Annotated in this window: 24 protein-coding genes and 2 rRNA genes; 7 read left to right on the plus strand and 19 right to left on the minus strand. The window is 75.0% G+C overall.

Features of this window, described 5'->3' with window-relative positions:
- Positions 1-2: 2 nt before the first annotated feature.
- On the plus strand, positions 3-455 hold the full coding sequence (locus tag ACRYMN_RS01800) for a macro domain-containing protein (RefSeq protein WP_432491349.1): 453 nt from the start codon (positions 3-5) through the stop codon (positions 453-455).
- Here the strand turns inward: ACRYMN_RS01800 and ACRYMN_RS01805 are convergent.
- The 13 genes from ACRYMN_RS01805 to ACRYMN_RS01865 form a co-directional block, all read right to left on the minus strand.
- Positions 433-834, minus strand: a complete 402-nt coding sequence (locus ACRYMN_RS01805; RefSeq protein ID WP_432491409.1) for a very short patch repair endonuclease — start codon at positions 832-834, stop codon at positions 433-435. The two genes, ACRYMN_RS01800 and ACRYMN_RS01805, sit on opposite strands and share 23 nt — an antisense overlap.
- Positions 835-997: 163 nt before the next feature.
- The gene (locus ACRYMN_RS01810) at positions 998-2,608 is read right to left on the minus strand and encodes an amidase family protein (protein WP_432491351.1); all 1,611 of its coding nucleotides are present in this window, start codon (positions 2,606-2,608) and stop codon (positions 998-1,000) included.
- Positions 2,609-2,628: 20 nt separating this feature from the next.
- Positions 2,629-2,820 (minus strand): hypothetical protein, encoded by a 192-nt coding sequence (locus tag ACRYMN_RS01815; protein WP_432491353.1) that lies wholly within the window; start codon positions 2,818-2,820, stop codon positions 2,629-2,631.
- Positions 2,817-4,271: an amidase gene (locus ACRYMN_RS01820; protein ID WP_432491355.1), complete on the minus strand. Its 1,455-nt coding sequence runs from the start codon at positions 4,269-4,271 to the stop codon at positions 2,817-2,819. Before ACRYMN_RS01820 ends, ACRYMN_RS01815 begins: the two co-directional genes overlap by 4 nt.
- Positions 4,268-5,710 (minus strand): amidase, encoded by a 1,443-nt coding sequence (locus ACRYMN_RS01825; RefSeq protein WP_432491357.1) that lies wholly within the window; start codon positions 5,708-5,710, stop codon positions 4,268-4,270. Before ACRYMN_RS01825 ends, ACRYMN_RS01820 begins: the two co-directional genes overlap by 4 nt.
- Positions 5,707-5,952, minus strand: a complete 246-nt coding sequence (locus ACRYMN_RS01830) for a hypothetical protein (protein ID WP_432491359.1) — start codon at positions 5,950-5,952, stop codon at positions 5,707-5,709. Before ACRYMN_RS01830 ends, ACRYMN_RS01825 begins: the two co-directional genes overlap by 4 nt.
- Complete coding sequence (locus ACRYMN_RS01835; protein WP_432491361.1) at positions 5,949-7,172, minus strand: MFS transporter; 1,224 nt, start codon at positions 7,170-7,172, stop codon at positions 5,949-5,951. Before ACRYMN_RS01835 ends, ACRYMN_RS01830 begins: the two co-directional genes overlap by 4 nt.
- A complete protein-coding gene (locus tag ACRYMN_RS01840; RefSeq protein WP_432491363.1) occupies positions 7,169-8,812 on the minus strand; it encodes an ABC transporter substrate-binding protein in 1,644 nt (547 codons plus the stop codon). Before ACRYMN_RS01840 ends, ACRYMN_RS01835 begins: the two co-directional genes overlap by 4 nt.
- Before the next feature lie 30 nt (positions 8,813-8,842).
- Complete coding sequence (locus ACRYMN_RS01845) at positions 8,843-9,829, minus strand: ABC transporter ATP-binding protein (RefSeq protein WP_432491365.1); 987 nt, start codon at positions 9,827-9,829, stop codon at positions 8,843-8,845.
- Positions 9,826-10,887 carry an ABC transporter ATP-binding protein gene (locus tag ACRYMN_RS01850; RefSeq protein ID WP_432491367.1) on the minus strand — a complete coding sequence of 354 codons (1,062 nt, stop codon included), beginning with the start codon at positions 10,885-10,887 and terminating at the stop codon, positions 9,826-9,828. Before ACRYMN_RS01850 ends, ACRYMN_RS01845 begins: the two co-directional genes overlap by 4 nt.
- Entirely contained in the window at positions 10,884-11,765 is an 882-nt protein-coding gene (locus ACRYMN_RS01855; protein WP_432491369.1) for an ABC transporter permease, read from the minus strand. Before ACRYMN_RS01855 ends, ACRYMN_RS01850 begins: the two co-directional genes overlap by 4 nt.
- Positions 11,766-11,900: 135 nt before the next feature.
- Positions 11,901-12,845 (minus strand): ABC transporter permease, encoded by a 945-nt coding sequence (locus ACRYMN_RS01860; RefSeq protein ID WP_432491371.1) that lies wholly within the window; start codon positions 12,843-12,845, stop codon positions 11,901-11,903.
- Positions 12,842-13,546, minus strand: a complete 705-nt coding sequence (locus ACRYMN_RS01865) for a GntR family transcriptional regulator (protein ID WP_432491373.1) — start codon at positions 13,544-13,546, stop codon at positions 12,842-12,844. Before ACRYMN_RS01865 ends, ACRYMN_RS01860 begins: the two co-directional genes overlap by 4 nt.
- Positions 13,547-13,838: 292 nt before the next feature.
- Here ACRYMN_RS01865 and ACRYMN_RS01870 point away from each other — a divergent pair, with 292 nt between their 5' ends.
- A complete protein-coding gene (locus tag ACRYMN_RS01870; protein ID WP_432491375.1) occupies positions 13,839-14,735 on the plus strand; it encodes a nuclease-related domain-containing protein in 897 nt (298 codons plus the stop codon).
- Here ACRYMN_RS01870 and ACRYMN_RS01875 read toward each other — a convergent pair.
- Both ACRYMN_RS01875 and ACRYMN_RS01880 read right to left on the minus strand, forming a co-directional pair.
- Positions 14,722-14,946: a hypothetical protein gene (locus ACRYMN_RS01875; RefSeq protein ID WP_432491377.1), complete on the minus strand. Its 225-nt coding sequence runs from the start codon at positions 14,944-14,946 to the stop codon at positions 14,722-14,724. The genes ACRYMN_RS01870 and ACRYMN_RS01875 overlap by 14 nt on opposite strands.
- Positions 14,947-15,063: 117 nt before the next feature.
- A complete protein-coding gene (locus ACRYMN_RS01880; protein WP_432491379.1) occupies positions 15,064-16,524 on the minus strand; it encodes an exonuclease domain-containing protein in 1,461 nt (486 codons plus the stop codon).
- Positions 16,525-16,652: 128 nt separating this feature from the next.
- On the opposite strand from ACRYMN_RS01880, the gene ACRYMN_RS01885 reads away from it, so the two are divergent.
- The 4 genes from ACRYMN_RS01885 to ACRYMN_RS01900 all read left to right on the plus strand — a co-directional run bounded on the left by ACRYMN_RS01885 (position 16,653) and on the right by ACRYMN_RS01900 (position 20,703).
- Entirely contained in the window at positions 16,653-17,741 is a 1,089-nt protein-coding gene (locus tag ACRYMN_RS01885) for an HNH endonuclease (RefSeq protein WP_432491381.1), read from the plus strand.
- 67 nt (positions 17,742-17,808) lie between these two features.
- Positions 17,809-18,432: a DUF6318 family protein gene (locus tag ACRYMN_RS01890; RefSeq protein ID WP_432491383.1), complete on the plus strand. Its 624-nt coding sequence runs from the start codon at positions 17,809-17,811 to the stop codon at positions 18,430-18,432.
- Between the two features lie 389 nt (positions 18,433-18,821).
- Entirely contained in the window at positions 18,822-19,262 is a 441-nt protein-coding gene (locus ACRYMN_RS01895) for a PKD domain-containing protein (RefSeq protein ID WP_432491385.1), read from the plus strand.
- Positions 19,263-19,344: 82 nt separating this feature from the next.
- A complete protein-coding gene (locus ACRYMN_RS01900; protein WP_432491387.1) occupies positions 19,345-20,703 on the plus strand; it encodes a 6-phospho-beta-glucosidase in 1,359 nt (452 codons plus the stop codon).
- A gap of 28 nt (positions 20,704-20,731) precedes the next feature.
- Here ACRYMN_RS01900 and ACRYMN_RS01905 read toward each other — a convergent pair whose 3' ends face one another.
- Positions 20,732-21,013 carry a hypothetical protein gene (locus ACRYMN_RS01905; RefSeq protein WP_432491389.1) on the minus strand — a complete coding sequence of 94 codons (282 nt, stop codon included), beginning with the start codon at positions 21,011-21,013 and terminating at the stop codon, positions 20,732-20,734.
- 3 nt (positions 21,014-21,016) lie between these two features.
- Positions 21,017-22,234 carry a hypothetical protein gene (locus ACRYMN_RS01910; protein ID WP_432491391.1) on the minus strand — a complete coding sequence of 406 codons (1,218 nt, stop codon included), beginning with the start codon at positions 22,232-22,234 and terminating at the stop codon, positions 21,017-21,019.
- Between the two features lie 122 nt (positions 22,235-22,356).
- Here ACRYMN_RS01910 and ACRYMN_RS01915 point away from each other — a divergent pair, with 122 nt between their 5' ends.
- Entirely contained in the window at positions 22,357-23,421 is a 1,065-nt protein-coding gene (locus ACRYMN_RS01915) for an LLM class flavin-dependent oxidoreductase (RefSeq protein ID WP_432491393.1), read from the plus strand.
- Positions 23,422-23,538: 117 nt separating this feature from the next.
- Here the strand turns inward: ACRYMN_RS01915 and rrf are convergent.
- Both rrf and ACRYMN_RS01925 read right to left on the minus strand, forming a co-directional pair.
- A 5S ribosomal RNA gene (gene rrf, locus ACRYMN_RS01920) occupies positions 23,539-23,655 on the minus strand.
- 242 nt (positions 23,656-23,897) lie between these two features.
- A 23S ribosomal RNA gene (locus ACRYMN_RS01925) occupies positions 23,898-24,002 on the minus strand; the annotation flags it as partial.

The raw sequence follows: 24,002 nt of genomic DNA on the forward strand, positions 1-24,002 counted from the left end.
CCGTGCCCGTCACCCGCACCGTCGGCGACCTGTTCGACCTCGCCCTGCCCGCGCTGGCGCACGGGTGCAACTGCCGCGGCTCGATGGCCGGCGGCATCGCCCTGCAGTTCGAGGCCCGCTGGCCCGAGATGGCGCAGGCGTACCGGCGCCGGTGCCTGGCCGGGAACTTCCGGCTCGGCGACGTGATGCCGTGGCAGGCGCCCGAGGGCGTCGTGGTCTACAACCTCGCCACCCAGGTGGAGACCGGCGCGGACGCCCGGCTGGAGGCGATCGACACGACCGTGCGGGCCGCGCTGGCCGACGCCGAGCACCGCGGGCTGCAGCGGCTGGGCGTGCCGCGCATCGGCGCGGGCATCGGCGGGCTGGCGTGGCCGGACGTGCGCGAGGTGCTGCAGCGCGCCGGGGAGGAGTCCGCGGTGGAGCTCGTCGTGGTCACCCGACCGCGCGGCGCCTGACCCGTCGGGTGCGCGCGTGCACGACCCCGTGCACGCGGTCCGCGGCGGCGCGCACGTCCTCGTGCTCCCACACCCGCAGCACGTGCCAGCCGGCCGCGGTCAACGTGGCGTCGGTGTCGCGGTCGCGGGCGGTGATGCTGCCCAGCTTCACCCGCCACCACTGCGCGTTCGCCTTCGGCGGGGCCGAGTGCACGGGGCAGGAGTGCCAGAAGCAGCCGTCGACGAAGACCGCCACCCGCGCGCCGCGGAAGACGAGGTCCGCGCGGCGGCGGTTCGTACCCGGCGGGGTGGCGTCGGTGAGGTAGCGCAGGCCCCGGCGGTGCAGCTCGCGGCGCAGCGCCAGCTCCGGGGCGGTGTCGCGACGGCCGGTGCGGCGCATGATCGACGCGACGGCGGGGCTGGAGGCGGGCGGCGCGGGACCGGGTTCCTGCCACGCGCTCACCGCAGCACGCTACGGCCACCGCCCGCGCACCGGGCGGGCCGTCCACAGGGGCGACCCGCCGGGGCGCGGTGGTGCGCACCGCGCCCCGGCGGTCGGGAGCTCAGCTGAGCTCGAGGTCCACGTCCACGTCGAGCACCTCGGCCGAGCCCACGGGCAGCCCCGGCGGGGTCAGGGTGCCGATGGCGTCCTCGACGACGGCTCCGGCCGCGAAGGTGGTCGCGTCCTGGAACAGCCCGCCGACGAGCTGGATGGACGTCGGCATGCCGTCGCGGTCGCGCCCCGTCGGCACCGCCAGCGACGGGTGACCGGTGAGGTTGGTGGGGGCCGTGTTCGTGACCATGGTGGTGCCGCGGCCGAGGATGACGTCCTCGGGCTCGGGACGCTCCAGCAGCACGGGCGCGACCTGCGGGGTGGTGGGCATCGCCAGGAGCGTCGCCTCCCCCAGTGCCGCCTCGACCTGCTTCGTCAGGGCGTACCGCAGGTTCTGCGCCTTGGCGTGCATGGTGCCGTGGTACTCGTCCTGCAGGTAGCGACCGGTGAGCAGCCACACCTTGTAGAAGGGGGCGAACTCGTCCGCCTCCAGCTTGCGGGTGAGCGCGAAGGCGTGGGCGCGGTTCTCGTCGACGACGCCGCGGTGGCCGAAGCCGATGCCGTTGGACTGGTTCATCCCCCACGCCAGCGTGCACAGCAGCGCGGTCTCGATGGACCAGGCGTCCTTCCACAACGGGATCGAGACCCGGGTGACCGTGGCGCCGGCCTCCTCGAGGGCGTTCAGAGCGCGCTCGAAGTTCGTCAGCACGTCCGGGTCGCAGGTGCTCGGGTCGACGGCCTCCTCCACCACGGCGATCCTCATCCCCGCCACGCCCCGGTCGAGGGCCTCCACGCAACGCGTCGGCTCGTTGGCGCCGCGCACCCACTGAGGGTCGCGGTCGTCGTGGCCGGTGAGGACGTCGGTGGCGATCGCGGTCGTCCGCACGGTGCGGGCGATGGGGCACACGTAGTCGATGGAGTGGTCCATGTGCGTCACACCGGCCGACGGGATCGCCCCGTGGGTGGCCTTCAGGCTCACCACCCCGTTGAAGGAGGCGGGGATGCGGGCCGAGCCTCCCTGGTCGACGCCCAGGGACAGGTCGACGTGGCCGGAGGCGACCGCTGAACCGGAACCCCCGGAGGACCCGCCGGCCGAGCGGGTGCGGTCGTGCGGGTTGCGGGCCGGGGCGAAGAACGCCGACTCCCCCGTGCCGGAGGAGGAGAAGTCGTCGAGGTTCAGCTTGCCGACGAGGGTGGCGCCGGCGTCCAGCAGCCTCTCCACCGCCACCGCGTCCGAGGTCGGGGTGTAGGGCGCGACGCGGGAGCCGTTGGTCAGGGGCACCCCCGCCACCGCCAGGTTGTCCTTGGCGCCGAAGCGCACGCCGGCGAGCGGGCCGTCCGGTGCGCCGGGCACCAGGCAGCGGCGCACGAACGCGTTGAACGGGTCTTCCTCCGGCGTGGGCCGGCGTCCCGGGTCGCGGCTGGTCCACTTCAGCGGGGCGTGGTCGAAGGGCAGCTCGTCGATGCGGTCGATGGACGACAGCACCCCTTCGAGGACACCGGCGTACATCTCCGCCTCGGCGTCGGTCAGGTGCAGGAACTCGGCGGCGCCGGCGTCCTTGACCTGCTGGGCGGTCGGCCTGCGGAGGAATCCGCGCAGCCGCGTGCTCGTGGGTCCCACGGTGGTCTCCTCTGCTGCGGTCAGGCGAACGGGGTGAAGACGAGCTGCGGCCCCTCCTCCTTGGCCATGGGGACGGCGTACATGGCGTCGATCTGCGCGCGCACGTCCGGGTAGGAGCGCACGATCGCGTCCAGCTCGGCGGGGGTCACGCTCACCCCGGCGGCGGCCAGCAGGACCTCGACGGACGTCCTCGGGTCGGTGGTGGTGCTCACGCGGCGACCTCCAGGGTCATGGCGGGGACGGCGAGGTGGTGGGTGGTCAGGCGCTGGTAGGCGTCGGCGGCCTGGAAGACGGTCGCCTCCTCGAAGGGGCGGCCGGCGATCTGCAGGCCCAGCGGCAGCCCGTCGGAGGTGGAACCCATGGGGATGGACATGGCGGGCAGCCCCACCGCGTTGAAGTACGGGGTGAGGACGGTGGCCATGACGAGGTCGAAGTCCAGGTTCTCCAGCAGCGGGGCGGCGATCGTCGTGGTGGGCGTCAGCAGCAGGTCGACGTCGGTCATGAGCTGCGCGGTCGCCTTGACCGTCGCGCGCCGCACGCGCTGCGCCTGCACGTAGTCGGCGGCGGAGAACAGCGCGCCCTTGACGATCGCCATCCGGGTCGGGGCGCCGTAGTCCGCCCACCGGGCCTGCAGGTCCGCGCGGTGGTAGGCGAACGCCTCCGCGCAGAAGCCGTACGCCGTCGCCGTCATCGCCTCGGCGAAGTTCGGCAGCGCGACCTCCACGACGTCGGCGCCGGCGGCCGCGAGCACGCCGACGGCGGCGCGGAACGCGGCGGCGTTCTCGGGGTCGAACCCCGGGGTGTCCAGCAGGTGGGTGGCCACGCCGAGGCGCAGGCCGGTGACGTCCCCGGTGAGGGCGGCGAGGTAGTCGGGCACGTCGACGTCGGCGGTCGTCGGGTCGGAGGGGTGCGCACCGGCCATGACGCCGAGCATGAGGGCGCAGTCGCGCGCCGAGCGGGCCATCGGCCCGACGTGGTCGTAGGAGAACCCCAGCGGGGTGCACCCGGACTTCGGGACCCGGCCGAACGTCTGCTTCATGCCGCTGATGCCGCACAGCGCGGCGGGGTAGCGCACCGAGCCGCCGGTGTCGGTGCCCAGCCCGCCCAGGAACAACCCGGCGGCCACGCCGTTGCCGGTGCCGGAGCTGGAACCCCCGGTCCAGCGGTCGGTGTCCCACGGGTTGCGCGGGATGGGGAACGGCTTGTCCGGGTCGGGGCAGCCGACCGCGTACTCCATGGTCGTGGTCTTGCCCGTGACGATCCCGCCGGCGGCCTTGAGCCGCGCCACGACGACCGCGTCGCCCTGCTCGCCGAAGGCGGGGTCCATCACCAGGCTCTGCGAGGTGGTCGGGGTCCCCTCGACGGAGAGGATGTCCTTGATGCCCAGCGGGATGCCGGCCAGCGGTCCGGGGTCCTCACCCGCGGCGAGCGCGGCGTCGACCGCGGCGGCCGCTTCGAGCGCCGCCTCGTCGGTGCGGTGCAGGTACACCCCGAGCGTGGCGTCGAGCGCGTCGGCCCGCGCGATGGACGTGCGCACCAGGTCCACGGCGGTGGTGGTGCCGGCGCGCAGGGCGGCGGCGGCGTCGGTGATGGTGAGCAGCTCGGCGGCGGACGTGGCGACGGGGGTCGCGGTGGGGGCGGTCAGGGGCTCGGTGGCGGTCATGCGGGCGCTCCAGCGGTCGAGGGGGCGGTGGCGTGCAGGGGGCCTTCGGCGAGCCTGGCCAGGTGGTGGGTGGTGGCGGCCTGGAAGGCGGAGGCGAGGGCCAGCAGGAGGGGCTCGTCGTGGGGTCGGCCGGCGAGCTGCACGCTCGTGGGCATCCCGTCGACGAGGGGGCCGGGCACCACGAGGGCGGGGCTGCCGGAGTAGTTGAACGGCACGGTCACGCGGCTGGCGACGTCGAGCCAGTCGACGAGCCCGTCGCCGGTGTCGACGAGCATGTCGGCCAGCTTCGGCGGGGTGGTGGTCGCCGCGGGGGTGACGAACGCGTCCAGGCCGGCGGCCGCCATCACGGAGTCCAGCTGCTGCTGGAACACCGACCGGTAGCGCAGCGCCTTGAGGTAGTCCGCGGCGTGCACGTACGGGGTGGCGGCGAGGATGCCGGCGCCCATGGCGTCGCGGTCCTCGATGAGGTGGGCGACGTCGGCGTGCAGCGAGAGCATCTCGGCGTAGATGACGGTCCAGCTCGCCGCGGCGACGACGTCGACCTCCTCCAGGTCGACGTCGACGACCTCCACGCCCGTGCCCGCCAGGTCGGCGAGCGCGGACTCGTAGGCCGCGCCGACGGCCGGGTGCATCCGCTCCTCGAACCAGCCGCGCAGGCGGCCGATGCGGCGGCCGGCGACGCTCGCCCCGATCGCGGCGGCGTGCGCGGGCACCGGGCGCGCGGAGCTCGTGGGGTCCCCGGCGCTGGCGCCGCTGACGACGTCCATCACCAGGGCGGCGTCGGCGGCCGAGCGCGTCATCGGCCCGGCGTGGTCCATCGTCCAGGACATCCCCATCACCCCGTCGCGCGGGACGCGGCCGTAGGTGGGCTTCAGGCCGGTCAGGCCGCAGTAGCTGCTCGGGATGCGGATCGAGCCGCCGGTGTCGGTGCCGATGGCCAGCGGCACCACGCGGGCGGCGACGGCGGAACCGGACCCGGACGACGAGCCGCCCGTGGTGCGCTCGACGTCCCAGGGGTTGCGGCACGGGCCGAAGGTGCGGTTCTGCGCGCCGCCGCACGCGAACTCGAAGGTGTGCAGCTTGGCGAGCAGCACCCCGCCCGCCTCGCGCAGCCGGGCGGCGAGCGTGGCGTCGGTCGTGGGCACGTGCTCGGCGTACAGGGCGGAGCCGCCAGTGGTGCGGACCCCGGCGGTGGCGACGATGTCCTTCAGCCCGTACGGCACCCCCTCCAGCGGGCGTGCGGTACCGGCGGCCCAGCGCTCGGCGCTGCGCCGGGCGCCGGCCAGGGCGTCCTCCTCCAGCAGGGTGAGGACGGCGTTGAGGACGGGGTCCACGGCGGCGACGCGGTCCAGGCAGTCCTGCACGGCCTCCACGGGCGAGGCCTCACCGGCCGCGTACAGGGCGAGCAGCTCGGTGGCGGTCAGGTCGGCGAGGCTCACGCGCGCGCCTCCCCCGTCGCGTCGAGCCAGCGCAGCGCGTGCGCGGGCTCGATGACGTCCCCGACGTAGGCGAGCGGCTTGGCGCGCAGCGCGAGCAGCGCGGGCCGCATCGCCAGGGCCTGCGCCAGGCCGGCGGCGCGGCGCTCGTCGGTCCAGTCCAGCCCCTGGTCGGCGGCCATCGCGTCGACGAGGGCGCGGTCCGGGAGGGGACCGGGTGTGTCGGGTGCGCTGTGCGTGGTCATGGCAGTGCCTCCTCCGGTGTGGTTCCTGCGGTGCGTGGTGCGGTGCGCGGGACGAGGTGGACGGCGGGGGTCGGGGTGTGCGGGGTCGGCCGGCGCGGCACCGCCAGCGCCAGGACGCCGGTGGCGACCAGCGGTGCGCTCCACCAGGCCAGGGCCGCGGCGGGACCGGCGAGCGCCAGGAGGCCGGCGGCGAGGGCGCCGAGCAGCAGCCCGGTGTCGCACGCGATGCGGTACCAGCCGAACGCGGTCTCCAGGTGCTGGGCGCTGTCGAGGACGAGCGCCGCGGGGAGCACCCAGGTCGAGCCGACGGTCGCACCGAGCGCGGCGCAGCCGAGCACGAACGCCGGGGTGGTGCTGCCCAGGCCGATGAGGCCGACGCAGACCACCCCCCAGGCGCAGGACAGCGCCATGGCGAGGCGCCGGTCCAGCCGCGCCGGCAGCCGGGAGGCGGCCAGCATCGCCAGGACGTCGGCCACCCCCAGGGCGGTGAGCGCCAGCAGGAGCGTGCCCGTGCCCAGGCCGTCGCCGACGCCGACGAGCGGGACGACGGTCACGGCCAGCCCGCTGCGGGTGGCCTGGCCGGCGCCGCTGAGCAGCAGCAGCCGCCGCGACGGGCGGGGGCCGCGCCGCTCCGGCAGACCCAGCCGGGGCCGGTGCGGGGCGCGCTCACCGCGCACCGCCGCCGCGGCCAGGACCGCCGCGGCGGTGGCGACCGCGGCGGCCGCGGTGAACGTGGCGGTCACGAGGTCGCCGCCGGGCACGGCCACGGCCAGGGCGGCGACCGGCCCCGCGGCGATCCCGGCGAACCACGCCGACTGGAAGGAGCCGAACCCGGCGCCCCCGCCGGCCCGGCCGCCGCGGGAGGTCAGCGCGTACCCGGCCGCCCCGGTGAGCAGGCCGACACCGACTCCCTGCAGGGCGCGGCCGGCCACCAGCGCCGGGTAGGCCGCCAGGGCGGCCAGGGCGGCGCCCGCCGCGCACAGGGCCAGCGAGGCGGTCACGGTGCGGCGCAGCGGCAGCCGGGGGGTCCAGCGGCTCCCCAGGAGGCCGAGCACGACCACCGGCACCTGCAGGGCCGCGACCGCCGCACCGGCGCCGAAGGCGGTGGCGCCGAGGTCGACGGCCAGCACCGGGACGAGCGGGCCGGTCAGGCCCAGGGCAAGGCCCGACCCGGCGGTGACGACCAGCAGGGGGGTGCGCCGCTGCGCCGCGGAGCTCACTCGACCGACACGTCGGTGACGTCGACGAACCAGGACTGCGGTTCCACGAAGCCCTCGACGTCCGCGGCGAGCACGCGCGGGTTGCGGTCGTTGACGACGAACAGCCAGGGCGCCTGCTCGGTGATGACGGCCGACGCCTGCGCGTACAGGTCGCTGCGGCCCGCCTCGTCGAGGGTCTCCTTGGCCTGCTGGAACAGCGCCTCGACCTGCGGGTCGTGCCAGCCGGTGACGTTGGTGACGCCGGTGCCCAGCCAGTTGTTCCAGAAACCCTCCTGCTGGAACGACAGGCTGATGTTGATGGCGCTGGCGCCCCCGGGGATGTTGCCGACGAAGTAGTCGGTGAGCATGGAGGCCCACTCGATGGGCTGCAGCTCGACCTCGATGCCCACGGCCGCCAGGTCGCGCTGCAGGGCCTCGTTCATCGGCCCGGGGATCATGTTGCCGGACCCGCTCGTCGGGTACGACAGGGTGGCGCTGACGCCACCGGCGTACCCGGCCTCGGCGAGCAGCTGCCTGGCCCTGTCGGGGTCGTAGCCGTACAGGTCGTTCTCGGGGCGGTAGGCGGCGTTCGCCTTCGGGCACACTTGCAGGGCGGGTTCGGCGGTGCCCTGCAGGACGTTGTCGCACAGCGACTGCCGATCGATGGCGTAGTTCGCCGCCTGCCGGACGCGCACGTCGTCCCAGGGGGCCTGCGTGGTGTCGAAGCACCAGGGCCACACGTGGTCGTAGCTGTTCGTCTCGACCTGGAAGCCCGCCTGCTCCAGCGAGGGGACGTCGTCCGGCGGGGGGACCTCGATCCAGTTGACCTCGCCGGAGCGCAGCGCCGCGACGCGGGTGGTCGTGTCCGGGATGGGCCGGAGGATGAGCGTGCCCACCGCCGGCGCACCGCCCCAGTAGTCGGGGTTGGCCGCCAGCTGCAGGCTCTGGCCCCGCTCGACGCTGACGAACGTGAACGGGCCCGTGCCGACGGGCTCCTGACCGAACCCGTCGTTGCCGGCCTCCCGGATCGCGGTGGGTGAGCCCATGTACACGGTGGTGAGGTCGGAGGGCAGGTAGGCCCAGGGGCCCGCGCAGTCGATGCGCAGCGTGAACTCGTCGACGGCCGTGGCGGAGGCGATGCCTGCGATGGACAGCCCCGCCTGGCCGTTGAGCTCCTGGTAGAAGAACTCGAACGACGGGTCGGTGTAGCGGCGCAGGTTGAACACGGCGGCGTCGGCGTTCCACGGGGTGCCGTCGTGGAAGCTCACCCCCTGGCGCAGCGTGAACGTCCAGGAGTCGCCGGTCCCGTTGGGCTCCCAGCTCTCCGCGAGCCCGGGCACCACCGGGGGGATGATGCTGCCGTCGGTGAGGTCGAAGCGCGTGAGGCCGTCGTAGAGCTGGTTGGCGACGAAGCGCAGGCCTTCGTAGCCCTCGTTCTGCGCCATGCCCGTGTCCAGCAGGGGGATGTCGCTGGCCGTCATGCCGATGACGAGCGAGCCCGCCTCCCCGCCGCCGTCGCCGCCCTCGCTGGCCGCGCCCGGGGCGGAGCAGGCGGCGGCGAGGGTGCTGAAGCCGGCGAGGGAGGCGAGCAGGACGGTGCGGCGGGTGGTCCCCGCCGCGGCGGGGTCCGGGAGCGGGGTGGGCGGCGCGGTGTGGGCCACGGGTGTTCCTCTCTGGCGCTGAGCGGGCGCTCAGGCCGGGGACGGAGCGGCGAGGGCGGGGCGGGAGGAGAGGTTCAGGTGGCAGGCGGCCAGCGAACCGGCCGGGGTCACCGCCAGCAGGGGGCGTTCGACGGCGCAGGTGTCCATCACCCACGGGCACCGGGTGCGGAAGGTGCACCCGGAGGGCGGGTCGGCCGGGTTGGGCGGCTCCCCGGTCAGGACGATCCGCTCGCCGGGGGCGCCGGGGGCGGACGAGAGCAGCGCCCTGGTGTACGGGTGAGCGGGGTCGCGGTAGAGGGAACCGGCGCTGGCCTGCTCCACGACGCGCCCGAGGTACATCACGAGCACGCGGTCGCTGATGTGCTCGACGACGGACAGGTCGTGCGAGATGAACAGGTAGGAGACGCCGAGGTCCGCCTGCAGCCCGGCGAGCAGGTTGAGCACCTGCGCCTGCACGGACTTGTCCAGCGCGGAGACCGCCTCGTCGCAGACGACGAGGTCGGGCCCGGTGACCAGGGCCCGGGCGATCGCCGCCCGCTGCAGCTGCCCGCCGGACAGCTCGTGCGGGTAGGAGTCGCCCTGCTCGGCCCGCAGGCCGCAGCGCACGAGCATGTCGTCGACGGTGGAGCGCCAGGTGCGGCGGGCGACGCCGTGCGCGCGCAGGTTGAACTCCAGGGAGGAGCGGACGGTCAGCCGGGGGTTGAACGACGTCTGCGGGTTCTGCGGGACCAGCTGCAGGCGGCGGCGCACCTCCTTCAGCTCCCGGCCCCGGGCGCGCAGCACGTCGGTGCCCGCGAACGTCACCGCCCCCCGGTCCGGCTGCAGCAGCCGCAGCACCATCTTGGCGGTGGTGGACTTCCCGCACCCGGACTCCCCCACCACCCCCAGCGTCTCGCCACGGGCGAGGGTGAAGCTGACGTCGTCGGCGGCGCGGGTGCCGTTGGGGAACGTCTTGGCCAGGTCGACGACGTCGAGGAGCTTCTCCCCCGCCGCGCCCGGCGCGCCGGCGCGGCTCACGCGGCCACCCCCGGGTTCGCGACCGGGCAGGCGGCCCGGTGCCCCTCGGCCACCGGCAGCAGGGCGGGGGCCTGCGCCCGGCAGGAGGGCTGGGCGAGCGCGCACCGCTCGGCGAAGGAGCAGCCGTCGAACCGCGCGCCGGCGACGGGCGGGGAACCGGGGATCGCCTTCAGGTGCCCGCGCACGCTCGTGGGCCGGGGGACGGCGTCGAGCAGGGCCTGCGTGTAGGGGTGCCGGGGGTTCTCCAGGACCTCCCGGGCCGGCCCCTCCTCCACGACGGAGCCGGCGTACATCACCGCCACCCGGTCGGCCACGTCGGCGGCGACCGACACGTCGTGGGTGACCAGCAGCAGGGCGGTCCCCAGCCGCTCGCGCAGATCGCCGAACAGGTCGAGGATCTGGGACTGCACCGTGACGTCGAGGGCCGTGGTGGGCTCGTCGGCCAGCAGCACGACGGGGTCGCAGGCGACGGCGATCGCGATCGCGACGCGCTGGCGCATGCCGCCGGAGAGCTCGTGCGGGTGCGAACCGGCCACTCGCGCGGGCCCGGGGATGCCCACCAGGGCGAGCAGCTCCAGCGCCCGGGCGCGGGCGGCCCTGCGGTCGGCGGCCACGCCGTGCAGGCGCAGGACCTGCTCGAGCTGCCGGCCCACCGGGCGCAGCGGGTCCAGGGAACCGTTGGGGTCCTGCGGGACCATGGCCAGGGTCCGCCCGCGCACGGCGCGCACGGCCGCGGCGTCCAGGCTCATCAGGTCCTGCTCGCCGAGCACCACGCTGCCGGAGTGCCGGGCGGAGGACCCGTACAGCCGCAGGATCGAGCGGATCGTCACCGACTTGCCGCTGCCGCTCTCCCCGAGCAGGACCAGCGACTCACCGGGGGCGACGTCCAGGTCGACGCCGCGCACGGCCAGGACCTGCCGGCCGCCTCGCTCGAACGTAGTGGTCAGGCCGCTGACCCGCAGAGCCGGGCGGGTGGTGGCCGCCGGTGCGCCGCCGCGGGCGGGCCCGGGGACCCCGAGGGTGCCGGGGGTCTCGGGAGTCTCGGTGGGGCTGCTCACGAGGCGTCCGTCCTCACGTTGAAGTAGTCGCGCAGGCCGTCGCCGAGGACGTTGAACGCCACGGAGACGACGAGGATCGCGACGGCGGGCACGAGCAGGAGCAGGGGCGCGGTGAAGAGGTACTGCTGCATCTCGCTGACCATGACGCCCCACTCGGCGGTCGGCGGGGAGACGCCGAGGCCGAGGTAGCTCAGCCCGGCCGCGTAGACGATGGACAGGCCGACCAGCGCGGTGGCGTAGACGGCGACGGCGGGCGCCACGTTCGGCAGGACCTGCCGCAGGGCGATCGACACCCGGCCCGCTCCGGAGACCTGGGCCGCTGCCATGAAGTCGGCGGACTTGATGCGCACCGCCTCGGACTCGGTGACCCGCGCGACCGGGGGCACGAGGATGACGGCCAGCGCGATGATCGCGTTGCTGATGCCCGACCCGAGCGCGGCGGCGATGGCGATGGCCAGCAGCACCGCGGGGAAGGCGTACAGCACGTCGAGCGCCCGCATCACGAGCGTGTGCACCCTCGGGTGGCCGAGGGCGGCGACGAGGCCGAGGAGGACGCCGACGGCGGAGGCGAACACCACCGGCAGCAGGCCGGCGAGCAGGGACGGCCGCGCGCCGTGCAGCAGGCGGGCGAGGACGTCGCGGCCCTGCCCGTCGGTGCCGAGGACGTGCCCCGGGGAACCGATCGGCTGCAGCCGGGCCGCGAGGTCGCCCTCGAGCGGTCCGTACGGCGAGATCAGGGGGGCGAGCAGGGTGAGCGCCGCGACGGCGGCGAGCACGGCGGCCGCCGCCAGGGCCGGTGCCGGGAGCCGGCGCGCGCGCCGGGCGGTGCGCGGCCGGCTCACCGCGGCCGGGGCGAGCACGGGTGCTTGGGTGGTCATCGTTCCTCCTGGCGGTGGGCGGCAGGCGGGTCGTCGGTGGTCCCCGGCCGGTTCCGGGCAGGGCGCACCGCCCGGTCCGGTGGGCCGGTGCGAGGGGTGCGGGGGGTGGGGTGCCGGCGGGTGGGCGGCTGGGCGCTAGGCGCGGACGCGGGGGTCGATGAGGCTGTGCAGCAGGTCGACCACGACGTTGATCAGGACGAAGGCGAGCGCGGCCACCATCACGCCGGACTGGATGACGGCCAGGTCGCGCTTGGAGATGGAGTCGAACACGAGCTGCCCCAGGCCCGGCCAGGAGAACACCGTCTCGACGAACACGACGCCGCCGAGCAGGTAACCGACCTGCAGGCCCGCCACCGTCAGCAGGGTGGGGGTGGTGTTGTGGAAGGCGTGCCACAGGATGCGGCGCTCGCTGAGACCCCGGGCGCGGTAGGAGTCGATGAACTCCATGCTCATCACGTCCAGGACGGTCGAGCGGAACATCCGGGCGATGATCCCGGCGGGCACCAGGGCCGCCGTGATCCCGGGGAGGACGAGGTGCCAGAGCAGGTCGCCCCACGTGCCCCCGCCGATCGCGGAGTACATCCCCGAGACGGGGAACCAGCCGGCGCCGTTGGCGAGCACGATGATGAGCAGCAGGCCGATGGTGTACTGGGGGGTAGAGATGCTGAACAGCGCCACGGCGTTGCTGACGGTCGCCGCGATCCTCCCCCGGCGCAGCGCTGCGACCGCACCGAGCACCAGGCCCAGGACGACGGCCAGCACGGCGGAGAACGCGGTCAGCCACAGCGTGTTGACGAAGGCGTCGGTGACCAGGCCCAGGACGGGGCGCTGCTGGGCGATGGACTGGCCGAGGTCGCCCTGCAGCATCGCGACGAGCCAGCTCAGGTACTGCACCGGCAGCGGCTGGTCCAGGCCGAGACGCGCCGTGAGCGCCTGCCGGGCCTCGGGAGTGCTCGTGGGCCCCAGCATGCTCGCCACCGGGTCACCGGGGATGATCTTGATGGTGGTGAATATGACGAGCGAGACGCCGAGCAGGATCGGCACGCTCAGCAGTAGTCGTCGTGCGAGGAACTTCGTCACTGTCGACTCCTCTTCCTGGGCATGCGGGAGACCAGAGCGAGCTTGTCGCTGCGCAACCGACCGAAACCCATCTCGACGGGCCTGCCGGAACCGTCCAGGCTGATGCGGCGGAACAGCATCACGGCGCGGCCGGCGGGCAGCCCCAGGCGGAGTGCCGTGGGTCCGTCCGCGTTGACCGCCTCGAACGCGATCTCGGCGCTCCCCAGGTCCACGCCCGAGTTCTCCATGTGCTGGTAGTAGTCACCGGTGAACGCGGCACCCTGCAGGCCCTGCGCGTCGGACTCCCGGACGTAGCTGGAGGCGATGTGGTAGATCGCGCCGTCCACGTGCATCTCGACGTCCAGGTGACGCACCAGTTCGGTGGTGGGGATCTGCAGGCCGGCGGCGATGGGCCCCGGAGCAGGCATCACGTCGACGACGGAGATGCGACCGGTCACCGTGCGCTCGCGCCGGTAGTGCCGGCCGATGTCCGCGCTGAGCGTGTCCAGCGGGTGCATGGCCTGCCGGTCGACCAGGTAGGTGCCCGTCCCCTGCCGACGCTCCACCAGGCCCTCGGTGCGCAGCATGTGCAGCGCCCCGCGCACGACGCTGCGGGTGGTGCCGTACTCGAGCATGAGGTCGTGCTCACCGGGGAGCACGGAGCCGGCGTCGAAGCGGCCACGACGGATGTCCTCCCGGAGCAGGTCCCGGACCAGGACCACGCGGGGGTCCGTGAGGGGTTGCGGTACCGCGGGTACCGCCGTCGCGATGGGCATGCCTGAACGTTGACCGGCCGCAGTTTCGATCGAATGTCTCGTCCGTGACGGGGAAGTTACGCCGTTCAACGACCACGAGAACCGCCTCTGACCTGCGGCGATGCAGCACAGCGGCGCCGATCGGCCGAAAACTCACCGGGTGCGCGAGGGCTGCGCGCCGGCCGGTCACCGGCGGAGCGGTTCACCCGGCCGGGTGACCGGCGTTCAGGCTCGTGCCGCAGCGCGCCGAGGGGACGACGTGGTCCTCCGAGTCTCCGTGCGCGCCGCCGGCTCCGGCGCCGCCGAGCAGGCGCGTCGGCACGCCGCGCGCGCCGAGGAGCTGCGCCGCGAGCTGGCCCGGGTCGAGCGCGAGCAGCGCAACTGGGAGCTGGGCGCGCAGGGCGAGCGGCTCGTCGCCGAGACCCTGACGGTGCTGGAGGCGTACGGCTGGACGCTGCTGCACGACGTGCGCTGGCCCGGGCGCGCCCGAGCCAACATCGACCACGTCGCGATCGGCCCCGGCGGGGTCGTGGTGCTCGACAGCAAGAACTGGAGCGGGGAGGTCTCGCTGCGCGCCGACGGGCTGCGCGTGGGGGGCCGCTCGATGGCGCGGGAGCTGACCGGGGTGGGCGAGGCCACGGCGGCCGTCGCCGCGCTCGTGCCCGCCCGGCACCGCCGGCACGTGCTGGGCGTGCTGTGCCTGGTGCACCAGCCGGTCCGGGCCGGGGAGGTCGGCGCGGTCACCGTCGTCGGCCGTGACGGCGTGGCCGGCCTGCTGCGGGCGCTGCCGGCGGTGCTGGGCCCGCGCGACGTCGAGCGCGTCGCCGGCGACCTCGCCGCGGCGCTGGCGGTCCCGGCCGGGGACGAGGAGGCGGTCACGGGCTCGGTGCCCGTCCCGCGGGGGCCGGCGCGTCAGCCGGCGCGAGCGTCCCGGCGTCAGCCGGCGCGGACGCGGCGCACCCGGCCGGTGCGGCGGCGCCAGCGCCGCGCGCCGGGGCCGCTGCGCGCGGCGCTGGCCGTGCTGCTCGTGCTCACCGCCGTGCTCGTGGTGCACGGCTGCGCGAGCGCCCTCGCGCAGCCGGGGGTGCTCCCGGCGGTGGTCCCGGGAGCGGCCACCGCGGCCTGCGCGGTGGCCGGGGACGTCAGAGCTTGTTGAGCTTGGTGCCGCTGACCGAGAGCACCTCGCCGGAGGAGAAGCGCACGGTGATCCACTCCTCCGTCTCGGCGGACAGGACCGTGCCGAGGCCGTAGCGGTCGTGGGTGACGCGGTCGTCGGGGGCGAACTGCTCGGCCGGCGGACGCGGCGGTGCGGGCTGGAACGGGCTCGTCGGGAGGTGACGCCGGGTCGCACTCGCACGGGGGGTCATGCCTCGAGTGTCCTCCACGCGGGCGCTCCTGAGAACCACAGCGGCGCCGGACACCCGAACGGCCCCCTGAGCGGCTCCCTCGACCGGCTCCTCGGGCCGGCTGCCGGTGCCGGCTCCTCAGGCCGCTTCGGCCGCCGCGCGCACCACCCGCAGCCGCCAGGCACCGTCCTCGCGCCGCACGTCCGCCAGCACCAGCGAGCGCGCGCCGGCGGCCGCGTCGAGCGTGGCCACCGCCAGCACGCTGCCGCGCGGTGCGCGCACCGCCAGCACCACCGCGCCGACGTCGGCGAACGTCACCCCGTGCGGCAGGTGGGCGCTGACGACCACCCGCGCCACGTCGGGTCCGGCGGCGTCCAGGTGCAGCCACACCTCCGCCTCCCCGCTGGTGTCCACGTCGACGACGACGGTGCCGTCCAGGGAGGCGCGCGTGCCGCGCAGCGCCGCGCCCAGCGGCAGGCCCAGGGCGTCGAAGCGCTGCACGACGACGTCGACGGGCAGCGCGGCGCGCGCCCAGCGCAGGTCCAGCAGCCAGGGGCGGTCGCTGCGCGGCAGGTCCAGCACGGCGCCGCCGACGAGGACCGCGGGCGCTGCGGGCGCTGCGGGCACGGCGGCGGGCGCGACCACCGGCGCGGGGGCGCTTCCCGGGCGCGCCGGGCGGGTGCCGCGCGGGGCGGACAGGTCCAGCACCGTCAGGCCCAGCTCGCGCGCCAGGCGCCAGCGCGGGTCGGCCTCGGCGCCGGGCAGCGCGACCACGTCGGTGGTGCCGGCGCTCAGCTGCACCGCGGCGATGCCGCCGCGGGCGGCGACCAGGGCCCGCACGGCGGCGGCCTCGTCGTGGGAGCCGCCGAGCACGAGGACCTGCCGGCCGGCCAGCGGGCCGGGCGCGGTGGGCGCCACGGGAGCGGCGGCCGCCGGCACCGGGAAGCCGGTGCGGCGCGGGGATCGCGGGCGCGGCGGCGGTGGCTCGGCCGAGCAGCGCGTCAGCGGCAGGTCCAGGTCGCAGGCGGCGGCGGTGCGCAGCGCGTGCCGCAGCACCTCCACCAGCACGCGGGTGTCGTCCTCGGCGTCGTGGGCGCGCAGCTGCTCCACGCGCCAGTGCGCGGCCAGGGTGGCCAGCTTCAGGTCGGCCACCGGCAGGTCCAGGCGCTTGGCGAGGTTGCGGGTGCACAGGCGCTGCTCCACGTCCAGCGCCACCCCGGCGCGACGCATCTCGGCGGCCACGAAACCCCAGTCGAAGACGGCGTTGTGGGCGACGAAGACGCGCCCGGCCAGCAGACCGGCCAGCTCGGCGGCCACGTCGGCGAAGAGGGGCGCGCCGGCCAGGCGCTCGGCGGTGATGCCGTGCACGTGCACCGGGCCCGGGTCGCGCTCGGGGTCCACCAGCGTGGACCAGGACGACTCCACCGCGCCGTGCTCGTCGAGCAGGGTGACGGCGACCTGCACGATGCGGTCGCGGCCCGCGGAGAAGCCCGTGGTCTCCACGTCCAGGGCGGCGTAGCGGTACGGGTACCGCGCACCGAACGACGCCGGCTCCTGCCTGCCCTCGGGGAGGACGGGTCCGGGGTGCAGCGACGTCATGGTGGATCTCCTAGCGTGGGGAAGTACCACGACGGTGCCACGCCGCTCGGACACCCGGCGGGCAGCGACACGGCCCGTCCTCGATCCGTCACCGCCGCACGACCCCTGCCGTGACGTAGCGTCCACCGGTGAGCACGCACGGAGACGCACCGCCGGCCGGCCCGCCGGACCCGCTGGAGGTCGGCGCGCGCGTCGCCGAGCTGCTCGCCACGGGCCGCCGCGCCTCCACCTACAAGATCGCCGTGCTCACCGCGCTCGTGCAGCACTGCCTGGAGCACCCCGCCGCGCCCGGCGCGGCGCTGCGCGTGCCGATCGAGGACCTCGCCGAGCGCGTCGTCGAGCTGTACTGGCCGCAGGTGCGCCCCTTCGCCCGCGCCGGCGTGCTGCGCCAGAACGAGCAGGACGGGCGCTCGCTGCCCGACGCGGTGCGCGAGCTGCGCACCGCCGCCGAGGCCGCCGGGCTGAGCACCCCCGCGCAGCTGCGCGCCGCCGATCCGGCCCGATCCGCCCACGCGCGGCGCGAGATCGCCCGCACGCTCGCCCAGCAGCCGCTCTTCGCGCTGCAGCGCACCGGCACCACCGCACCGGGCACGCCGTTCCTCTACGACGACACCTGGCTGCGCAGGAAGGTCACCGTCGCCGAGCTCGACGCGCACGACTGGAGCATCGAGCTGCGCCCCGGCATCGCCGCCGCGCTCGTGCGCGTGGCCGGGCTGCTGCAGCCGGTGCTGCAGCAGTGGTGGGTGGACGACGTGCGCCGCATGAACGCCACCGAGCTCGACGACCCCGGCCTGCACGGCTTCCTCTTCGGCGCCGACCGCACCGACCTCACCCCCGTGCGCCGTCCCCTCGCCGACCTGCAGCGCGGCCGCTGCTTCTACTGCGGCGAGCGCCTGCGCGAGGCGGTGCACGTCGACCACGTGCTGCCGTGGTCGCGGGTGGCGGTCGACGGGCTGGTCAACCTCGTCGCCGCCGACGCCCGCTGCAACCTCGCCAAGTCCGCGACCCTGCCCGCCGTCGAGCACGTCGAACGCGCCCTGCAGCGCGACGACCTGGATGCCCTGGCCGGCCCGCTGCGCTGGCCGCTGGAGCGCGAGCGCGTCACCGGCGCCGCGGCGAGCCTGTACGGCACCAGCCCCGCCGGCACGCCGCTGTGGCGCGCGCCCGGGGTGTTCGACCTGCTGCGCCCCGGCGACGGCGCCCGCTTCGCCGCCTGAACGGGGTTTCCCACAGCCGGACGGGTGACGCCCGCGCGCACCGGTGCGCACGCCCTACCGTCCCCGCGTGCACCGCCTCGCCCGCTCCGCCCTCGCCGTCACCACGACCGCCGCGGCGCTCGCCGGCCTCGGGGCGTGCGGTGCCGATGCACCCGCCGGCACGCCGGTGGACACACCGAGCGCGCCCGCTCCCGTGGAGACCGTGGCCGCCGCGCCCGTCCCCGCAGCGGCGACGCCGGTCGCCGAGCCTTCTGTCGCGGTGACGCCCACACCGCCGGATCGGCCGACGCTCCCGGCGGCCGCGTTCACCGAGGACGACGCCATCGCGTTCGCAGGGCACTACCTGAGGGTTTTGACGCATGCACGTGCTACTGGGGACTCGAATGCCGTACGTGAGATCAGCGAACCGGATTGCCACGCCTGTGACTACGACGCGAGGTTGATCGACGCAGCAGTGGAGCAAGGGATCACCTTCGAGAACGACCGCATGAGTTTTCGGTCAGCTCGCATAGAGGCTTGGGATACTGAGCAAAAAGCAGTGGAAATTATGCTGGAGATGCATGCAACTGCTAGTCAACTCGTCAACGCAGACGGATCCATCCACCAAGAGACACCGGAGACGAATTTCTCAGGACTGATGCAGTTGAAGTACCATGACGCTCGCTGGTGGGTATGGGAGATGCCCAGTTGAGGCTTCGCTTCTCTATTGCGCTCGTGGCGGTAACCTCAGCTCTAGTAATTCCTAGTTCTGGACTTGCGCAGGCAAACTCTGCGCAGAGATGGAGCGCTACCGCAGATGAGGATATTGCCGTCAGTGGCCAGCGGAGGAACCCTGGCAAGACGATTAGGAAGCCTGAATCTAGCGAAAGTTCCTCCGCTCCCACCCGCGAGTACATCCTCACCTCTCCCTGCGCTCGTCCCGACGATCCGCGGGGTGGCGCCGACGCCGCCTGCGGCGCGGCCCTCCTGTGCGACCCCGGCGAAACCCTGCTGACGAGCTGGAGCCGTGCCGTGGGCGCCGTCCCGTGGCAGCGCGGCGCGAGCTCGTGCCGGGCCGCGACGACCACGGCGGGTCAGCCGGTGGTCCTTCCGACCATCACCGTGGAGGACGTGCGCCGCGTCGGGCTGCCCGCGTCCACGGCGAACGTGCAGCCGGCGGGCGGGGAGGTGGTGCTCAACGTCCCGGTGAACGTGTTCGCGCAGGCGGAGGCGGTGACGCGCCAGACGCAGGTGCTGGGGTTCCCGGTGACGATCCGCGCGACGCCGCAGTCGTTCACGTGGACGTTCGGCGACGGCGCCTCCCTGGGCCCGACGACGGACGCCGGTGCGCCCTACCCGGCGATGACGACGACGCACACGTACACCCGCCCGGGCACGTACCCGGTGGTCCTGACGACCACCTACTCGGCGGAGTACGCCGTGGCGGGGCTGCCCTTCCAGCCCGTGCAGGGCACGGTGGACGTCGCCTCGCCGGCCGTGACGCTGACGGCGCGCTCCGGCACCACCGTCCTCACGCGCTGACCCGCGGGCTCGGCCCCGCCCGGCGCACCGCTGTTACGGTTCCCGCAGGTTCCAGCGCACCCGGTGGGAAGGCGAGCACTCCGTGAAGCTGTGCGTCCTCGGCGGTGCGGGGTTCCGCACCCCCTTCGTGCACCAGGCGCTGCTGCGCGACACCGGCTCCCCCCGCGTGGACGAGCTGGTGCTGCACGACGTCGACCCGGTGCGGCTCGACGGCGTCGCGCGCGTGCTGGCGGAGCTCTCGCGCGGCTTCCTCGACGCGCCGCGGGTGAGCACCACCACGGACCTCGTCGAGGCGCTGGAGGGCAGCGACTTCGTCTTCGCGGCCGTGCGCATCGGCGGCCTGGAGGGGCGCTGCCGCGACGAGCGCGTCGCCCTGGACCTGGGTGTGCTGGGGCAGGAGACCACCGGCCCCGGGGGGATCGCATACGCCCTGCGCACGGTGCCGTTCATGCTCCGCGTGGCCGAGCTGGTGCGCCGCCACGCCCCGGGGGCGCACGTGCTGAACTTCACCAACCCCGCCGGCATCGTCACCGAGGCTATGCAGCAGGTCCTGGGTGAGCGGGTGGTCGGCATCTGCGACACCCCCTCCGGGTTCGGGCGCCGCGCCGCGGACCTGCTCGGGCTGGACCCGGCGCGGGTGCGGATGGACTACGTGGGCCTGAACCACCTGGGCTGGACGCGCCGGCTGCTGCACGAGGGCACCGACGTGCTGCCGTGCCTGCTGGCCGACGACGCGGCCCTGGCCGAGCTGGAGGAGGGCCTCGTCTTCGGCGCGGACTGGTTGCGCACCCTGGGCTCGGTGCCCAACGAGTACCTGCACTACTACTACGCCAACCATGAGGCGGTGCACAGCGCGCTGACTGCGGAGGAGACCCGCGGGGAGTTCCTGCGGCGCACGCAGGGGGCGTTCTGGGAGGAGCTGGCGCGCACCCGCGAGGGTGCGGCGGACCTGTGGCGGGCCACCGTCAGCGCGCGCAGCGCCAGCTACATGGCCGAGGCGAAGGGCGGGCGGCAGGGCGCCCCCGCCCACGCCGGGCAGCCCGAGCTGGACCCGGCCCAGCAGGGCTACGCGGGCGTGGCGCTGGCCGTCATGGCGGCGATCAGCCGCGACGAGCGCTCCACGGTGGTGCTCAACGTGCGCAACGGCGCCACGATCGCCGGCCTGCCGGCCGACGCCGTCGTGGAGGTGCCCGCGACGGTGGACGCCAACGGGGTGCAGGCGCTGAGCACCGCGGCGCCCGACCTGCACCAGCTCGGCCTCATGCAGCAGGTCAAGGCCGTCGAGCGCCACGCCATCGCCGCGGCCGTGCACGGAGACCGCACCGAGGCGCTGAAGGCGTTCGCCCTGCACCCGCTGGTGGGCTCGACCACCGTGGCCCGTCGGCTCCTCGACGGCTACGTCGCGCAGGTGCCCGAGGTGGCGGCCGTCTTCGACCGCTGATCCGCCGGGCACTGAACCGCCGGGACCCTCAGCCGGCGGGGGTGGCCGACATCTCCGCGTCGTCGTACGCGCCGGCGGCCCGCTCGGCGCGGGCGCCGAGGTGCTCCAGACCCGCCGCGGCGTCACGAGCGGCTTGCGCCAGCGTGGCGAGGAAGGCGTGCGCGGCCACGGCCGCGCGCCCGCAGCACCAGGCGTCGACCGCGCCGGCCTGCGCGTCGAGGAACGCGCGCTGCTCCCCCGCCAGGCAGGCGCCCTCGCGCAACCGCCCGGCCACGGCCGTCAGCTCCCCGGTGCTCACCGCGTACCGCACAGCTCAGCCCTCGCCCGTCCACGGGAAGGTGCGCCGGCGCCACAGCAGCCGTTCGACCCAGCCGTGCGCGTCTCCCGGCACGGCGGCGGCCCCCGCCGCCTCGAGGACGGCGTGCAGCTGCGTCGCCTCGCGCCGGGCGACGTCCTCCAGGGCGGCGCAGAGGCGCTCCACGACGGGCGTCGGCTCGTCCTGCAGCAGCCGGCGCTGCGCGCACCACGGCTGCGCGTCGACGTGCGACAGGCCCGGGCCCAGGTAGGCACCCAGCAGCCGCAGCGCCGGGGGGACGTCCGCGTCCGCGGGCGCCGGCACCTCCGGGTGGGCGTCGAGGACGACCGGGCCGCCCGGCTCGCGGTGCAGGACCACTGCCACGTGCGTGGCCGCCACACCTCCCACCGGACCGGGCAGGTCCACCGTGCCGACGACCCGGCCGAGGTCGGCGAGCACGCGCAGCCGCCGGGAGCCGGCAACCCTCCGCCACCACTCCTCCACCTCGGCGCGGCGGGCCGTGAGGACCTCCTCGATGAGGGCACGGACCGGCACGTCGTCGTCGAAGCGACCGGTGCGGCGCAGCGACGGCTCCTCCCGCACCACCGGCACCCCGGTGGGCGCGTCCGCGCCCGTCCCCCCGGCGCCGTGCCGGGCGAGCCGCTGCTCGAACCAGCCCGCCCACGCGGCCCAGTCGACTCCCTCCGGAGGCGGCCCGGACCCGCCGGTGACCCGCCGCACCACCTCGGCGGGGCCGGCGGAGCGGTGCAGTTCGACGCGCCACTGCGCCAGCGCTGCGGCCGCCCGTGAGGGGTCCGCGGCCAGCACGGTGTCCACCGCCACGCGCGGGTCCCACCAGTGCTCGACGGCGTCCTCGGCGCACGTGGAGAGCACCTGCAGCAGGTCCCAGGCGTCGTCGCAGGTGGGCAGGTCCTCCGGCGCGGCGCTGAGCACCACGAGAGCGCCGGCGGACAGGTCCAGGCGCACCACCGCGCACGTCACGGGCCGCTCGAGGACGTCCTCGCCCTCGCGCACGAGCAGGCGGCCGGCCGAGGCGGGGGCCGGGGCCCGCAGCTCCAGCCACGGCTCACCACGGGAGGCGGCGCTGCGCAGGCGCGCCTCGTTCTCGCGCAGCGTCCGCGTCGTGAACAGCTCCGCGGTGCGCCGGTCGGCCCAGCGGGAGGCGCGCGTGGACGGCGGTAGGGCGCGCGCGGGCGCGCGCTCGAAGGACGGCATGGCGCTCCTCGTGGTCGGTGGCACGACGCTAGCCGGGCCGGACGAGGGGACGACGGGCGTCCACAGCCCAGGTGGCCGTCGCAGCCCTGTCCACAAGGCGCCAGGTGGTTTAACCTTCAACTGTGGGATCGACAGCAGACACCTCAGGACGTCGCCTCGCGCTGGGCTTCCTCACCTTCGTGCCCGACCACCGCGGCCCCGGCGGCCCGGCGCGGGCCCTGGAGGACGGTCTCGGCCTCGTCAAGCTCGCCGAGGACCTCGGCTACGACACGGCGTGGGTGCGTGTGCGCCACCACGAGCCGTTCCTGTCCTCGCCGCTGACCTTCTTCGCGGCGGCCTCGCAGCGCACCTCCCGCATCCACCTGGGCACCGCCGTCATCCCCATGCGCTACGAGGACCCCTACCGGCTGGCCGAGGACGCCGCCACGGTGGACCTGCTGAGCGGGGGGCGCCTGGAGCTGGGGCTGAGCAACGGCATCCCGCCGGTGGCCGCCACGCTGGACGCCGTGCACGGCGCCTCCGAGCGCGGCTTCGCCGGCGAGGCGCAGCACCGCATCGCCGTGCTGCGCGACGCCGTGGCCGGCCGAGCGGTGGGCCGCACGCAGGGCGGGTACATGAGCGTGCCGGCCGGAGGGGACCTCGTGGTCACCCCGCACGCGGCCGGTCTGAGCGAGCGCCTCTGGTACGGCGCGGGCAGCGAGGCCAGCGCGGTGCGCGCCGGCAGCCAGGGCTTCCACCTGCAGGTCTCCACCCTCAACGGTGAGGAGACCGGGGAGCCCTTCGACGTCGTGCAGGCGCGGCAGATCACCGGGTACCGCAAGGCGTACGCCGACGCCGGTCACGACGGGCGCACCGCCTCGCGCGTCAGCGCCGGACGGATCGTCCTGCCGCTGCTCGACGCCCGCGACGCCGAGGACCACCGCCAGTTCATCGAGGGCTACACGTCGGGCATGACGGCGGACGGCCGCCCCAAGGACGATCCGACGGCCAGGGTCCGCTACAGCAGCATCGTGAGCGGCGACCCGGACACCGTGACGCAGCGCCTCCTGGTGGACGCCGCACTGCCCGAGGTGGACGAGCTGGTGGTCGTCCTGCCCGCCGACGGACCGGTGGAGGCGCACCGCCGCGCGCTCCGGACCGTCGCCGAGCGGGTCGCCGGCAACCTCGGCTGGACGCCGGCGCGCTGAGCGCCGCTCCTGCTCCCCGGTCGCGCCGGGTGCAGGAAGCATCCGGGAGAACGCGAAAGGCCCGCGCCCCGTGGCGGGGTGCGGGCCTTTCGGTGTGCTGTGCGCACGAGGGTGTGTGGCCGGCGGTGTCCTACTCTCCCACCCGGTCTCCCGGGCAGTACCATCGGCGCTGGTGGGCTTAGCTTCCGGGTTCGGAATGTGACCGGGCGTTTCCCCACCGCTATGACCACCGGGCCACGAGGGCCAGGATCCACGCCCCACCCCCCGCCCCGAGGGACGGCAAGTGGGTGGTCGTGTCCTGAGAACCACACAGTGAACGCGAATCGCTGTGAAGGACGCAGTGCAGATACCTGCGCATGCAGGTGCTTCGTGCTGCGAGTAGATGCTCTCATCTGATCTGAGCACTCGTGCTCCATGCCCACACCACCCCACCTCGCTGCCTGACGGGAACGTCTCGGTGGGTGCTGGTGTGCGCTGGTGACAAGTGATCGGCTTATTAGTACCGGTCAGCTCCACAACTCCTTAGTCGTTGCTTCCACACCCGGCCTATCAACCCAGTAGTCTGCTGGGAGCCTCCCACC

Source organism: Kineococcus gypseus (assembly GCF_050871305.1).
GTDB lineage: Bacteria > Actinomycetota > Actinomycetes > Actinomycetales > Kineococcaceae > Kineococcus > Kineococcus gypseus.